The organism is Tateyamaria omphalii (assembly GCF_019802125.1).
In the GTDB taxonomy this organism is placed as follows: Bacteria; Pseudomonadota; Alphaproteobacteria; order Rhodobacterales; family Rhodobacteraceae; genus Tateyamaria; species Tateyamaria omphalii_B.
On the sequence record NZ_JAHVHT010000006.1, the window covers coordinates 184,172 to 197,193 of the forward strand.

Below are 13,022 nucleotides of genomic sequence, written 5' to 3' on the forward strand. Positions count from 1 at the left end.
GACCGGAAAACCTGTCGTTTTTCGGAGCTCTAGCCCAACTGATCCGCGAAGGTTTCGATCAGCTTGTGCTTGAGGATCTTGCCCGTCGGTGCTGCGGGCAATGATGTCGCCAACACGTAGCGCGCCGGTCGTTTGTACCCCGTCAGACGATCCCTGACGAACGCGCGCAAATCTTCCTCGGACGGACCGCCATCGTGCGGGACCTGCACGAAGGCCAGCACCTCTTCATCCCCGCCAATCGACCGCCCGACAACGGCGGCTTGGACGACCTCCGGATGATCGTTCAACGCGGCTTCGACCTCGGGCGGGAAGACGTTGAAGCCGCCGTGGATGATCAGTTCCTTGGCCCGTCCACGAATATACAGCCTGCCCTCGGCGTCGATCTCTCCCAGATCGCCCGTGCGCAGCCAGCCGTCCTCGCCCAGCACCTTGGCCGTCTCGGTCGGGTTGCGAAAGTAGCCCTTCATCACATGCGGCCCGCGGGTCAGCACCTCGCCGCCTGGCACGTCGTCATCAATGGCGATCTCGATACCCGGTAAAGCGGGGCCGACGGAGGTGTCCGGATCGCCGATGGCGTTGCGGGTGGCGGCGGTTCCGGCGGTGCTTTCGGTCATGCCGTAGCCGTTCTGGATCGCGACGCCGTAGAACGCTTCTGCTTCGCGCTTCCAGGTGGGGTCGAGCGGCGCGGCGCCGGAGGAGACGTAGCGGAGGGTTTTTGAGCCGAGTGCCGTTTCCCCGAGCGCCTTGGCGTGGGCCATGAGGAGCGCGTGCATTTGGGGGACGGCAGAGAACAGGGTGATGCCGTCGCGCAGGGCGTCGAAGACATCGGCCACGATGAAGCGAGGGATCGGGCGGACGGGGGCGCCGGCGTGGATGGCGGCGACAACAACGGAGCAAAGGCCGAAGACGTGGGTCGTGGGCAGGACGCCGTAGATGAGATCGTCATGGTGCATGCCGCGGAGTTCGGCGCTGGTTTTGCCGCCGAAGCGGACGTTGTCGTGGGTGAGCATGACGCCTTTGGGGTCGCCCGTGGTGCCGGTGGTGTAGAGGAGGACGGCGACGTCGCTGTCCCCGGCAAAACTGTCCCCGCGGGGACAGTGCAGGGTAAGCTCGCCCCATGCGCCGGATATTGTGCTGGCGTCTAAATCTGCGATTTTTTTCTGTGCGGTGATGCTGTGCTTTTCGGCATCGGGCGAGACCTGTGTGGTGAAGAACACTGCTTTTGGCTCGGCATGGGCATTGACGCGGGCCAGTTCGGCCTCAGTCTGGCGCGCGTTCACCGGTACCGCGATGGCCCCGATGCGCCATGTGGCGAAGAGGGCCGCGACCTTGGCCGCGCAGTTTTCCGAGACGATCATCACGCGGTCGCCTGGGCCGATGCCTTTGGCCTTCAGCACATCGGCAATATCGTCTGCGGCGGCGCTCAGTCCCCGATAGGTCAGGCGCGCGCCGGTCACATCTTCCAGGGCCAGCGCATCGGGCCGTGTCGCCACCTGGTGGGCCAGAAGGTCGTAGACGCTAGGCACCCTTGACCCGTTTGTAGACACCCGTGGAGGTGGCGAGGACGGTGCCGTTTTCGTCTTCCAGCCGTCCTTCGGTGAAGATGGTGCTGCGGCCTCCGCCAGCCACTTCGCCCGTCGCAACCACCACACCCGTGCTGGCGGGGGCGAGGTAGTTGGTCGTCATGGTGAGTGTGGCGACTTTGGTGCTGCCATCGTTCTCGCCGGTGCGCGCGGCCGCAAAGCCCATCGCGTTGTCGAGCATCGCGGACATGATGCCGCCATGCAAGCCACCGTGACGGTTGCCGTGCTGCGCGCCGATGTCGAGCCAGCAGCGCGACACGCCGTCCGCTTCCCGGATATCCACGACGTAGCCAAGCAGCGTCTGTGCGCCGGTTTCGTCGCGGATAATTCCGGGGCCGTCAGGCGGCAGAGAGGGCAATGAACCGTTCCATGTGGTAGTCCGTGTCGCCGAAGCGGTGATCGGCCATGACGATGCGCTTGGCAATGTGAGCCAGTTCGTATTCCTGCGTCATGGCGATGCCACCGTGCATCTGGATCGCTTCCTCGGCCACGAGCCGACCGATGCGGCCGATCAGGTTTTTGGAGGCGGAAAGATGCAGATCGGCGTCCTTGTCCTCGACGTAGCCTGCGGCGTTGATGACGGCGGAACGCGCCTGTTCCATCTCGATCAGCAGGTCGGACATGCGGTGCGCGAGCGCCTGGAAGGTGCCGATGGGCCGCCCGAATTGCTTGCGCGTCATCAGGTAGTCCTTGGTCAGCGCGGTGGCGGTTTCCATGGCGCCGAGCGCTTCGGCGCATTGGGCGATGAGGGCGAGGCGGTTGGCGGCCTCGTAATCCGCGAGCGTCAGGCCCAGCGGTTCGCCTGGGGTATTGTCGAGCGTGACTTCCGCCGCGCGCCCCCCGGCGAGGAGTGGGTAGCCCTGGATGTCGAGGCCCTGTGCGCCCTTGTCCACGAGGTAGAGCGCGATGCTGTCGCCGTCCTTGGCCGAGACGATCAGGTGATCGGCGGCTTCGGCGTTCATCACGACGGCCTTGCGGCCTGTGAGTGTGTTGTCGGAAGCGGTCGTGTTCACGTGGTCGAGGTCATAGCGGCTGTCCGGTTCGCCATGGGCCACGGCGAGGTGGAGGGCACCGCCGATGACCTGTTCGACCAAGTCCGGCTTGCCCGCCGCCGCGAGGAGGCGACCGCCGAGGAGCGCGCTGTCGAGCACCGGTTCGACCACGCCCGCGCGGCCCAGTTCCTCGAATACCACGGCGATGTCGAAGCCTGCGCCGCCGAAGCCGCCCTGCTCTTCGGTGAAGAGTGCGCCGAGGACGCCAAGCTCAGCCAGTTCGGTCCAGATTTCTGGAGAGAAGCCGGTGTCGGATTCGAGGATCTTGTTGCGCCGTTCGGTGCCGTATTGCTCGCGCAGATAGCGCCGCAGCGTATCCTGCAGCATCTGCCGTTCTTCGGTCAGGTTGAAGTTCATCATGCGCCTCCGCTCATGGTCACCTTGGCGATGATGCCGCGCTGGATTTCGTTGGAGCCGCCGAAGATCGACAGCTTGCGATTGTTGAAGTACTGGCCCGCGACCGGGCCTGCATCCAGCGGATCGGGGATGCGATCGTTCGCTCCCTCGACCGCCTCGGACGCGAAGGGCATGGCGTAGGGGCCAACCGCGCGGCGCGCGAGGTCGTTGATTTCCTGACGCAGAATGGAGCCTTTGACCTTGAGCATGGAGGCTTCGAGCCCTGGCGCTTCGCCTGCGGCGGCCTTGGAGATGATACGCAGGTTGGTGGTGGCCATGGCGCGCAGGTCAATCTCGACCTGTGCCACGCGCGCGGCAAAGTGCGGGTTTTCGAGCAGCGGTTTGCCGTTGTGGTTGGCCGCCTTCGCGATGCGCTTGACCGCTTTCAGCCCCGCCTCGCTTGAGCCGACGCCGCCAAGCCCGGTGCGTTCGTGCGTGAGCAGGTATTTAGCATAGGTCCAGCCCTTGTTTTCCTCACCGACGAGGTTTTCCACCGGCACTTTGACGTCGGTGAACCAAACCTCGTTCACCTCATGTGTGCCGTCGAGCAAGATGATGGGCCGCACTTCGACGCCGGGTGTGTCCATGTCGATCAGGATGAAGCTGATGCCCTCCTGCTGCTTGGCATCCGGGTCCGTACGGACGAGGCAGAAAATCATGTTGGCGAATTGGCCGAGCGTCGTCCAGGTTTTCTGGCCGTTGACGATGTAGTGGTCGCCGTCGCGCACCGCCTTGGTTTTCAGCGAGGCGAGGTCGGAGCCCGCGCCCGGCTCGGAATAGCCCTGGCACCACCAGTCAGTGCCGTCAAGCATACGGGGCAGCCAATAGTCCTGTTGTTCTTTGGACCCGAATTTCTGCAGCACGGGGCCGAGCATCGAAAAGCCGAAGGGAACGATACGGGGGGCATGGGCGGCGGCGGCTTCGGTGTCGTAGATGTGCCGCTGGACGGCGGACCATTCGGCGCCGCCGTACTCCTTGGGCCAGTTCTGTGCCAGCCAGCCGCGGGTGTTCAGGATCGCGTGCCAGCGTTCCATGTCGTCCTTGGTCAGATCCTGGTCGAGCCGGACCTTTTCCGCGATCTCCTTGGGCAGTTCGTCGGCCAGGAATTGGCGCACTTCGGTTTGAAACGCTTGTTCTTCGGAGGAATAGCTCAGGTCCATATCTCAGCCCTTTTTGTTCAGGTCATCGAAGGTTTTGTTTTCCGCCACCAGTTGTTCGAGCAGGGGCGCGGGGGCCCAGAACTCGGGGTCGTCGGCGGCGTAGGATTTGATGTCTTTTAGGAGGGGTTCGAGCCCCACGATGTCCGCCCATTTGAGCGGGCCGCCCCGGTAGCGGGGGAAGCCGTAGCCGAAGAGCAGTGTCATATCGACGTCGAGCGGGCGGCGGGCGATGCCTTCGCCCACGACCTTGGCAGACTCATTCACCATGGCGGCCATGTAGCGGCGCACGATTTCCTCGTGCGTGAAGCTGCGGGGTGTGATGCCCAGCCGCGCGCGGTCGGCTTCTATCATGGGCAGCACGTCGGGGTTGGGGACGCGGGTTTTCAGCCCGCCTGCGTAATCGTAGTAGCCCTTGCCCGTCTTCTGGCCGAAATGGCCGTCTTCGCAGAGCTTGTCGGCGTAAGCAGCGTCGCGTTTGGGCGCGTGCCCCTCGGCCCGTTTGCGTTTGCGCACGGCCCAGCCGATGTCGAGGCCCGCGAGGTCGGCGACGGCGAAGGGCCCCATGGCAAAGCCGAAATCTTCGAGCGCTTCGTCAATCTCGTAAGGGGACGCCCCATCGAGGATCATCTGGTCGGCGGCGGTGCGGTAGGTTGCGAGGATGCGGTTGCCGATGAAGCCGTCGCAAACGCCTGCGCGGACGCTGATCTTGCCCAGCATCTTGCCCAGCGCAAAGCCTGTGGCCGTCACCTCGGGCGCGGTTTTGTCGCCGACGACGATTTCCAGCAGCTTCATGACGTGCGCAGGGGAGAAGAAGTGAAGGCCCAGCACGTCCGAGGGACGCGAGGTGGTGGCGGCGATCTTGTCGATGTCGAGGTACGAAGTGTTCGAGGCAAGGATCGCGCCCGGTTTGCAGACGCGGTCCAGTTCGGCAAAGACCTTTTTCTTGACGTCCATGTCTTCGAACACGGCCTCGATCACCAGATCGACGTCGCTGAGTTTGTCGTAGTTGGTGACCACGACAAGCGTATGGGTCAGGATCTGATCGTGCTGTTTGGGGGTGATCTTGCCCCGTTTGACGGCGCCGGACAGGTTGCGCTCGATCCGGTCGCGGGCGGCTTGGCCGGCGTCGGCACTCATCTCCAGCAAGGTGACTTCGAGGCCTGCGAGCAGTGCTGCGGTGGCGATGCCCGCCCCCATCGTGCCACCGCCGATGACGCCGATGTGCTGGATGCCGCGGGGTTTGACCCCTTTCAGCTCGGGAAGGTTGCCCACCGCCCGTTCGGAGAAGAAGGCGTGGATCATGCCCTGCCGTTGATCGGTCTGCATGAGGTCGTAGAAAATCTGGCGCTCGGCTTTCAGCCCTTCGGCAAAGGGTTTTTCGACTGACGCCTGCACGGCCCGCACGCACCACGCGGGTGCGATCTGACCGCGTCCCTTGGCGAGGATTGCTTCGAAGGCCGCATCCCAGTCGATGGGCGCGGGTGGGGGCATCTCGGATACAGGGCGGCGCGCGGCACCTTCGTCCAGAAGACGCTGGGCGTAGGCGATGCCATTTTGCTTGGGATCACCATCTTCAATCACGTCGATGATGCCCAACTCGTGCGCCTTCTGCGCACCGATATGGCGCCCCGTTGTCATGACGTCGAGGCCCGCTTCGACCCCGGTCAGACGCGGCAGGCGTTGCGTGCCGCCTGCACCGGGCAGCAGGCCTAGGTGCACCTCTGGCAGGCCTACTTTGGCCGAAGGCACGGCGATGCGGTAGTGACAGCCCAGCGCCACCTCCAGCCCACCGCCAAGGCTGACGCCGTGCATGGACGCAACGACCAGCAACGGTGAGGCTTCGATGCGGTTGATGAGATCGGGCAGGTGCGGCTCGAGCGGCGGCTTGCCGAACTCGGTGATGTCGGCGCCCGCAAAGAACGCGCGGCCATCGCCCACGATCAGGACGGCACGCACGCCATCGTCAGCCTCGGCCCGGTCCATGCCGTCGGCCAATCCCTGCCGCACGGCCTGGCTGAGCGCGTTCACCGGCGGGTTCTGGACCGTCAGGACGGCGATGTCGCCTTCTCTGGAATAGGCAATCTTGTCGCTCATGGTCCCTCCGCTGATGTTGAGCGCGCGGGTCCTCCACCCGGCACAGGTTTCAGCCTAGGCGTGCACAGAAAAAGGGCAAGCATTTCGAAAAACGCCGCAACGTCACTTGGGCGCAGGCGGCAAAACCCCGCCCCTTCCCTGTTTCAAAAAATCCTCCCCGAAGGGCCGATCTGATCCGGGCCGTTCGCCCGCTCAGCGCGCGCGCCGGTAGATGAAACAGCGCCCGGGAACGGCACCCTCCGGCAACGGCTGTTCGACCAGTGCGTCGAAATACATCTTGTCCGACGACACCATGAGACCACCCACGGCCAGCAGCGGTTCGATCACCGGCGATACCTTTTGCGCGAAAATATCGTTCTTTTCCCGGCTGTGCCCGCCAAGGTCAGCGTGGATCAGCACAGCAGTGGGCCCAAAACGCTCAAGCGCTTGCGGCAGTGTGTCAAAGACATCGCCCAGAAGGACCATGTCATCGGGCGGGGTGCTGTCGGGATGCGAGGCGATGGCCCGTTCGAACACGTAGATCTCGCGCTCGGGCATGATGTGGCACATGTGGTGATAGGTCCGCCCATTGCCCAGGCCCAGTTCGAACACCGGCCCGTCCATGTCTGCGATGGCGCCTGCGGCGTGATCCAGACAGGCCCGTTGGGACACCATGCGGTCCACAAACAGGTCAAGGCGGCTTTGTTGCATGATCGTTTCCTTTGCTTTTACCCTAGATGGGGCAAAAAGTGATGGAACGACAGCACATTTCCGCGACTTACCCGTGTATGGACGTAATCATGGGAATCGGTTTGACTGATCTGATCGATGTGCGCGCTAACAAAGGACCTTGAATGGCCCCGCTTCTGGACGTGAAAAACCTGTCAATCGGGTTCGGCTCTGCGCCGCCCGTCGTGGCGGGGGTCAACTTTTCCGTCTCAAGTGGCGAGACGCTGGCGCTTGTGGGCGAAAGCGGATCCGGCAAGACGCTCACATGCCGCTCCATTCTGCGCATCCTGCCCAAGACAGCCCAATTGCGTCAGGGCGAGGTGATGTTTGGCACGGGCGAGGCGCGCGCCAACCTGCTGACCCTGTCACAGCGCGATATCCGGGACATTCGCGGCAACCGCATCTCGATGATCTTTCAGGAGCCGATGCGGTCCCTGTCGCCCTTGCACCGCATCGGCAACCAGGTGTCTGAGGTGCTGACCCTGCACCGCGACATGTCCGCCGATGAGGCCAAGCGCGATGTGCTGGCCACGTTCGAGCGCGTGGGCTTTGCCGACCCCGAACGCGCCTTTCGCGCCTATCCGTTCGAAATGTCTGGGGGCATGCGCCAGCGCGCCATGATCGCGATGGCCATGGTGGCCAAACCTGATCTGCTGATCGCGGATGAGCCGACGACGGCGCTGGATGTGACCACGCAGGCGCAGGTGCTGGGCTTGATGAAGGACCTGCAGCGCGACACCGGCATGGCGATGATCCTTGTCACCCACGATCTGGGTGTTGTTGCCAACATGGCCGACAGCGTGGTCGTGATGAACAAGGGGCACGTGATGGAAAGCGGCCCGGCCCCTGCCGTGCTCGGTGCGCCGGGGCATGGCTATACCAAGAAGCTGTTTGCTGCCGCGCCGATGATCCCGAAGGATCCGACGCCTGCCGACCCGTTGCCGGATAAGGACCTGATCCTTGAGCTGAACAATGTCTGCAAGACTTATACCGTGCGCGCCGGTGGGTGGCGCGCCAAGAAACAGGTCCATGCCTGTGTTGACGTGAACCTGAAGCTGCCGCGCGGCAAGACGCTGGCCGTGGTGGGCGAGAGCGGGTCAGGCAAGACGACCTGCGCCCGCATCGCTTTGGGCGCTGAAGTGCCGGATGAAGGCTCGCGCGTGCTGTTCCGGGCCGAGCCGGGGGCGGAGCCGGTGTGCATCAACGATCTGAGCAGAGCCGAAAAGGTCGCCTTTCAACGTCAGGCGCAGATGGTGTTTCAGGATCCCTATTCCTCGCTATCCCCGCGGATGCGGGTGCAAGAGGCGCTGACCGAGCCCATGGAAATTCACCGGATCGGTGACCGGATGGCACGCCGCGACAAGGCGGCGGAAATGCTGCGCTGGGTCGGTCTGGATCCCGATATGCTGGCCCGCTACCCCCATGCGTTTTCGGGTGGCCAGCGGCAGCGGTTATCTATTGCGCGGGCCTTGACCCTCGATCCGGTGCTGCTGGTTTGTGACGAGCCGACCTCGGCTCTGGACGTGTCGGTGCAGGAGCAGATCCTGAGCCTACTGGAGCGTATCCGCGACGGGATGGGGTTGAGTTACCTGTTCATCAGCCATGACCTGGCCGTCGTTGCCCGTATTGCCGACGAAGTGGCCGTCATGCGGCAGGGTGTCGTGGTCGAACAGGCCCCGCCCGAGACGCTGTTCTACAACCCGCGCCATCCATATACGAAGGCGCTGATCGCGGCCCAGCCGGAGCCGGATGTGCATCGCCCCATTGATCTGGCCGAGGTGGCCCGCGGTGCGGGATCGTCCTGCTCGTGGCCGGACATGTACCGGTTCGAGGGCGTGGATGCCCCCGACCTCATCCAGATCGACCCCGGACACAAGGTGCGTTGCCATGTCTAGATTGAGCCGTTTGACCGTCATGCTGGTGGCGGGGCTGATGGCCCTGCCCGCCTTGGCAAAACCCGTTGTCCAGGAGAGCGCATTCTGGGCGCCCGAAGTGCAGAAAGGGATCATCCCGGCCGCCGCGGATCGCATCCCGGATGTGCCGCTGGTCGTCGATCTTGAGGCCAAGGGGCGGCAATTCGGTACCCAGGGCGGGACGCTGCGCACCATGGTGACCCGGACCAAGGACGTGCGCCAGATGGTGGTCTACGGCTATGCGCGCCTGGTGGGCTACGATCACAATTACGAATTGAAGCCCGACATCCTGCGCGATGTGGAAGTCGAAGAGGGCCGCATCTTCACCCTGCATCTGCGCCCCGGCCATCGTTGGTCCGATGGCGCGCCCTTCACCTCGGCCGATTTCCAGTACTGGTGGGATCATGTCGCCAACAACCGGGAACTGAGCCCGAACGGCCCGCCCGAGGTCATGCGCATGGGCGACAAGATCGCCACCATGACCTTTCCCGACGACCTGACCGTTGTGGTCGAGTTTCCGGGGCCCAACCCGAACTTCCTGCAATCGCTGGCGCAGGCGAGCCCACCCTTCATCTATCGCCCATCGCACTACCTCAAGCAGTTCCACGTCGCCTTCAATTCCAAGGAAGCGATGGAAGAAATGATCGACAAGAAGCGGGTGCGCGGCTGGGCGCCGCTGCACAACAAGCTCGACAACATGTACAAGTTCGACAACCACGAGCTGCCCACGTTGCAGCCGTGGAAGCCGGCCTCGACCGGGGCGGCGATGCGGCATCTGTTTGTGCGCAATCCGTTTTTCCACCGCGTCGACGCGCGCGGCGTGCAGCTGCCCTATATCGATGTGGTCGAGATGGACATCGTGGGATCGGGCCTTGTCACGGCCAAGACGAATGCGGGCGAAAGCGATCTGCAGGCCCGTGGGCTGGACTTTCGCGACACCTCGATCCTGAAGAAGGGCGAGGCGGACGGCGCGCCCTACCGCACCTATCTGTGGTCCAACGGGGCAGCGAGCCAGATTGCGATCTATCCGAACCTCAACTTCGCTGACCCGGTCTGGCGCGAGGTGATGCGCGATGCGCGGTTCCGCCGGGCACTATCCCTCGGTATCGACCGGCGGATGATCAACCGTGCGCTGTATTTTGGGCTGGGCAAGGAGGGCGGCATGACTGCGCTTGCCCAAAGTCCGCTGTTTGACCCGGCCAACCTGACACAGTGGGCGATCTACGACCCCGACACAGCCAACGTCATGCTCGACCAGATGGGTTTGGACAAGCGCACGCCCGCAGGCATCCGGCTGCTGCCCGACGGGCGGCCCATGGAATTCGTGATCGAAACCGCAGGCGAGCGGCAAGAGGTCGAGAACGCGCTTGCCATCATCACCGACACGTGGCGCGACATCGGTATCCAGCTGATCATGCGCCCGCTGGATCGCGATATTCTGCGCAACCGCGTCTTTTCGGGTGTGACCATGGCGTCGGTTTGGTTTGGATGGGACAACGGGCTACCGCAGCCAAACACGCCGCCCAGTTATCTTGCGCCCACGGATCAGGTGTTCTTTGCCTGGCCGAAATGGGGGCAGTACTACCAGACCCACGGCGCCGCGGGTGAGCCTGTGGATCTGGAGCCAGCCAAGCGCCTGATGGCACTGAACAAGGCGTGGCAGCAGACGGACGATCCGGAAGCCCGCACGAAAATCTGGAAAGAGATGCTCAAGATCCACGCCGACAACCAGTTCGGTATCGGCATCCTGAGCGAAGCACCACAGCCCGTCATCGTGTCGGACCGGCTGCGCAACGTGCCCGAGCGGGGCAAATGGGCCTGGGACCCCGGCGCGCATTTCGGGGTGCACCGGGTGGACGAGTTCTTTTTCGCGGACAGTGAACAGATCGCGCAGGTGCGCGAATGATGTTCATCCGCTACGCAGCCTACCGGCTGCTGACGATGATTTTGACGTTGATCGTGGTGTCGATGTTGATCTTCATCATCATCAACCTGCCCCCGGGCGACTACCTGTCGAACCAGATTGCCGAACTGCGCGCCACCGGTCAGGCCGAAGGGGTGGCAAAGGCGGAGTTCTTGCGCACCGAATACGCGCTCGACCGGCCGCTGTGGGAGCAATACCTGATCTGGGTGGGCGTGGCCCCCGGCCCGCAGGGGTTTTCCGGCCTGTTGCAGGGGGATTTCGGCTGGTCCTTTGAATTCGACGCCCCCGTGGCCGACATCGTGGGCGACGCGCTCTGGCTGACGGTGCTGGTGAACCTCGCCGCCGTGTTGTTCGTTTATATGGTCGCCCTGCCCCTTGGGGTTCTGGCCGCTGCCCGGTCGGCCACATGGGTCGACTACACCACCGCTTTTGTCGGCTATCTGGGCCTTGCCACACCGAACTTCCTGTTGGCGCTGATCCTGTTCTACTACGGCCACAAATACCTTGGCCTGCCCATCGGCGGCCTGATGGCGCCGGAGTTCGAGGGCGAGCCAATGTCGCTCGCCAAAGTGCAGAGCGTTCTGATCCACTTGATCGTGCCCACCTTTGTCATCGGGACATCCGGTGCGGCCGCCATGATGCAGCGGCTGCGCGCGAACATGCTGGACGAGCTGTCGAAACCCTATGTCGAGACGGGCATGGCGAAAGGCCTCGCCCCGTCGAAGCTGTTGACCAAGTACCCCCTGCGCATGGCCTTCAACCCCTTTGTCGCCGACATCGGCAACCTGCTGCCTGCAATGGTTTCAGGGTCGGTTCTGGTCTCGGTGGTTCTGGGCTTGCAGACCATTGGCCCAGCGCTGCTGACCGCGTTGAAATCGCAGGACCAGTTCCTTGCAGCTTTTGTGCTGATGTTCGTGGCCCTGCTTACACTCATTGGCACCATGATCTCGGACCTGCTCTTGGTCCTGCTGGATCCACGCATCCGCTACGGCGCGCGGGAGGGATAGAGACATGAGCACCCTGCCCGACGGCCGCTTTATCGACGACGCCCCCTATGACCCCAACGTGGATCTGTCTGCGCCCGAACGGTCCGACATGGATGCGCCCAACTGGGTGCTGGTCTGGCGCAAGTTCCGCAAGCACAAGCTGGGCCTGATCTCGGGCATCTTCCTGCTGCTTGCCTACATGGCGATCCCCTTTGCCGGGTTCATCTCGCCCTATACCCCCAACGAGCGCAGCGCCGATCACCTTTACCACCCGCCGCAGGCCATCAACTTCTGGCATGAGGGGGAGTTCATCGGGCCCTTTGTCTATCCGACCGTGGGCAGTGCCGATCTGGAGAACTTCCAGTGGGTGTATGAGACGGATACGACCCGGCCCATGCCGCTGCAGTTCTTCTGTAAGCGCACCGAGTATAAGCTGTTCTTCCTGATCCCCGCCGACCGTCACCTGTTCTGCGCGCCTGAGGGGGCGACGGTGTTCATCTTCGGCTCGGACCGACTGGGGCGGGATGTGTTCTCGCGCATCTCCTACGGCGCGCAATTGTCGCTGACCGTGGGGCTGATTGGCATCACGGTGTCCTTCATCCTTGGCATCGGGTTCGGGGCCATCGCGGGTTATTTTGGCGGCTGGGTCGATTGGGTCGTGAACCGGGCGATTGAAATCCTGCGGTCCCTGCCGGAACTGCCCCTGTGGCTCGCCCTATCAGCGGCGGTGCCGTCGAATTGGGGGCCGGTGTCGGTCTTCTTCATAATCTCTATCATCCTCGGCCTGCTCGACTGGCCGGGGTTGGCCAGAGCGGTCCGAAGTAAGTTCCTCTCGTTGAGAGAGGAGGAATATGTGCGGGCAGCAGAGATGATGGGGGCGAAACCAAGCCGGGTCATCCGGCGGCACCTGCTGCCGAACTTCATGTCCCACCTGATCGCTTCGGCCACCCTGTCGATCCCCGCGATGATCTTGGGTGAAACGGCGCTCAGCTTCCTCGGCCTCGGCCTGCGCGCACCGGCGGTGTCCTGGGGCGTGATGCTGAACGACGCACAAAACCTCGCATCCATCGAGATCTATCCGTGGACGGCCATCCCGATGCTGCCGATCATCATCGTCGTGCTGGCGTTCAATTTCCTCGGCGACGGGCTGCGCGACAGTCTCGACCCTTACAGTGACTAAGCTCACATCTTCTTCTGACTGAAAAT

10 protein-coding genes are annotated in these 13,022 nt (G+C 63.4%); 4 read left to right on the forward strand and 6 right to left on the reverse strand.

Annotated features, from left to right (window positions below; genetic code table 11):
- Positions 1-29: 29 nt before the first annotated feature.
- The 6 genes from KUV51_RS20060 to KUV51_RS20085 all read right to left on the reverse strand — a co-directional run bounded on the left by KUV51_RS20060 (position 30) and on the right by KUV51_RS20085 (position 6,975).
- The gene (locus KUV51_RS20060) at positions 30-1,526 is read right to left on the reverse strand and encodes a class I adenylate-forming enzyme family protein (RefSeq protein ID WP_222523236.1); all 1,497 of its coding nucleotides are present in this window, start codon (positions 1,524-1,526) and stop codon (positions 30-32) included.
- A complete protein-coding gene (locus tag KUV51_RS20065; protein WP_261385960.1) occupies positions 1,519-1,941 on the reverse strand; it encodes a PaaI family thioesterase in 423 nt (140 codons plus the stop codon). Before KUV51_RS20065 ends, KUV51_RS20060 begins: the two co-directional genes overlap by 8 nt.
- Positions 1,922-2,992 carry an acyl-CoA dehydrogenase family protein gene (locus tag KUV51_RS20070; RefSeq protein WP_222523357.1) on the reverse strand — a complete coding sequence of 357 codons (1,071 nt, stop codon included), beginning with the start codon at positions 2,990-2,992 and terminating at the stop codon, positions 1,922-1,924. Before KUV51_RS20070 ends, KUV51_RS20065 begins: the two co-directional genes overlap by 20 nt.
- A complete protein-coding gene (locus KUV51_RS20075; RefSeq protein ID WP_222523237.1) occupies positions 2,992-4,191 on the reverse strand; it encodes an acyl-CoA dehydrogenase family protein in 1,200 nt (399 codons plus the stop codon). The genes KUV51_RS20070 and KUV51_RS20075 overlap by 1 nt, the downstream gene beginning before the upstream one ends.
- Before the next feature lie 3 nt (positions 4,192-4,194).
- Positions 4,195-6,285, reverse strand: coding sequence for a 3-hydroxyacyl-CoA dehydrogenase NAD-binding domain-containing protein (locus tag KUV51_RS20080; RefSeq protein ID WP_222523238.1), 2,091 nt, complete (start codon positions 6,283-6,285; stop codon positions 4,195-4,197).
- Between the two features lie 192 nt (positions 6,286-6,477).
- On the reverse strand, positions 6,478-6,975 hold the full coding sequence (locus tag KUV51_RS20085; protein WP_222523239.1) for a class I SAM-dependent methyltransferase: 498 nt from the start codon (positions 6,973-6,975) through the stop codon (positions 6,478-6,480).
- A 143-nt stretch (positions 6,976-7,118) separates the two neighbouring features.
- On the opposite strand from KUV51_RS20085, the gene KUV51_RS20090 reads away from it, so the two are divergent.
- Genes KUV51_RS20090 through KUV51_RS20105 form a run of 4 tightly spaced genes read left to right on the forward strand, consistent with a single transcriptional unit; the run spans position 7,119 to position 12,996 of the window.
- On the forward strand, positions 7,119-8,888 hold the full coding sequence (locus tag KUV51_RS20090; RefSeq protein ID WP_222523240.1) for an ABC transporter ATP-binding protein: 1,770 nt from the start codon (positions 7,119-7,121) through the stop codon (positions 8,886-8,888).
- Positions 8,881-10,812, forward strand: a complete 1,932-nt coding sequence (locus KUV51_RS20095) for an ABC transporter substrate-binding protein (protein ID WP_222523241.1) — start codon at positions 8,881-8,883, stop codon at positions 10,810-10,812. The genes KUV51_RS20090 and KUV51_RS20095 overlap by 8 nt, the downstream gene beginning before the upstream one ends.
- Positions 10,809-11,837 carry an ABC transporter permease gene (locus KUV51_RS20100; RefSeq protein ID WP_039688184.1) on the forward strand — a complete coding sequence of 343 codons (1,029 nt, stop codon included), beginning with the start codon at positions 10,809-10,811 and terminating at the stop codon, positions 11,835-11,837. Before KUV51_RS20095 ends, KUV51_RS20100 begins: the two co-directional genes overlap by 4 nt.
- Positions 11,838-11,841: 4 nt before the next feature.
- Positions 11,842-12,996: an ABC transporter permease gene (locus tag KUV51_RS20105; protein WP_222523242.1), complete on the forward strand. Its 1,155-nt coding sequence runs from the start codon at positions 11,842-11,844 to the stop codon at positions 12,994-12,996.
- Positions 12,997-13,022 lie beyond the last annotated feature (26 nt).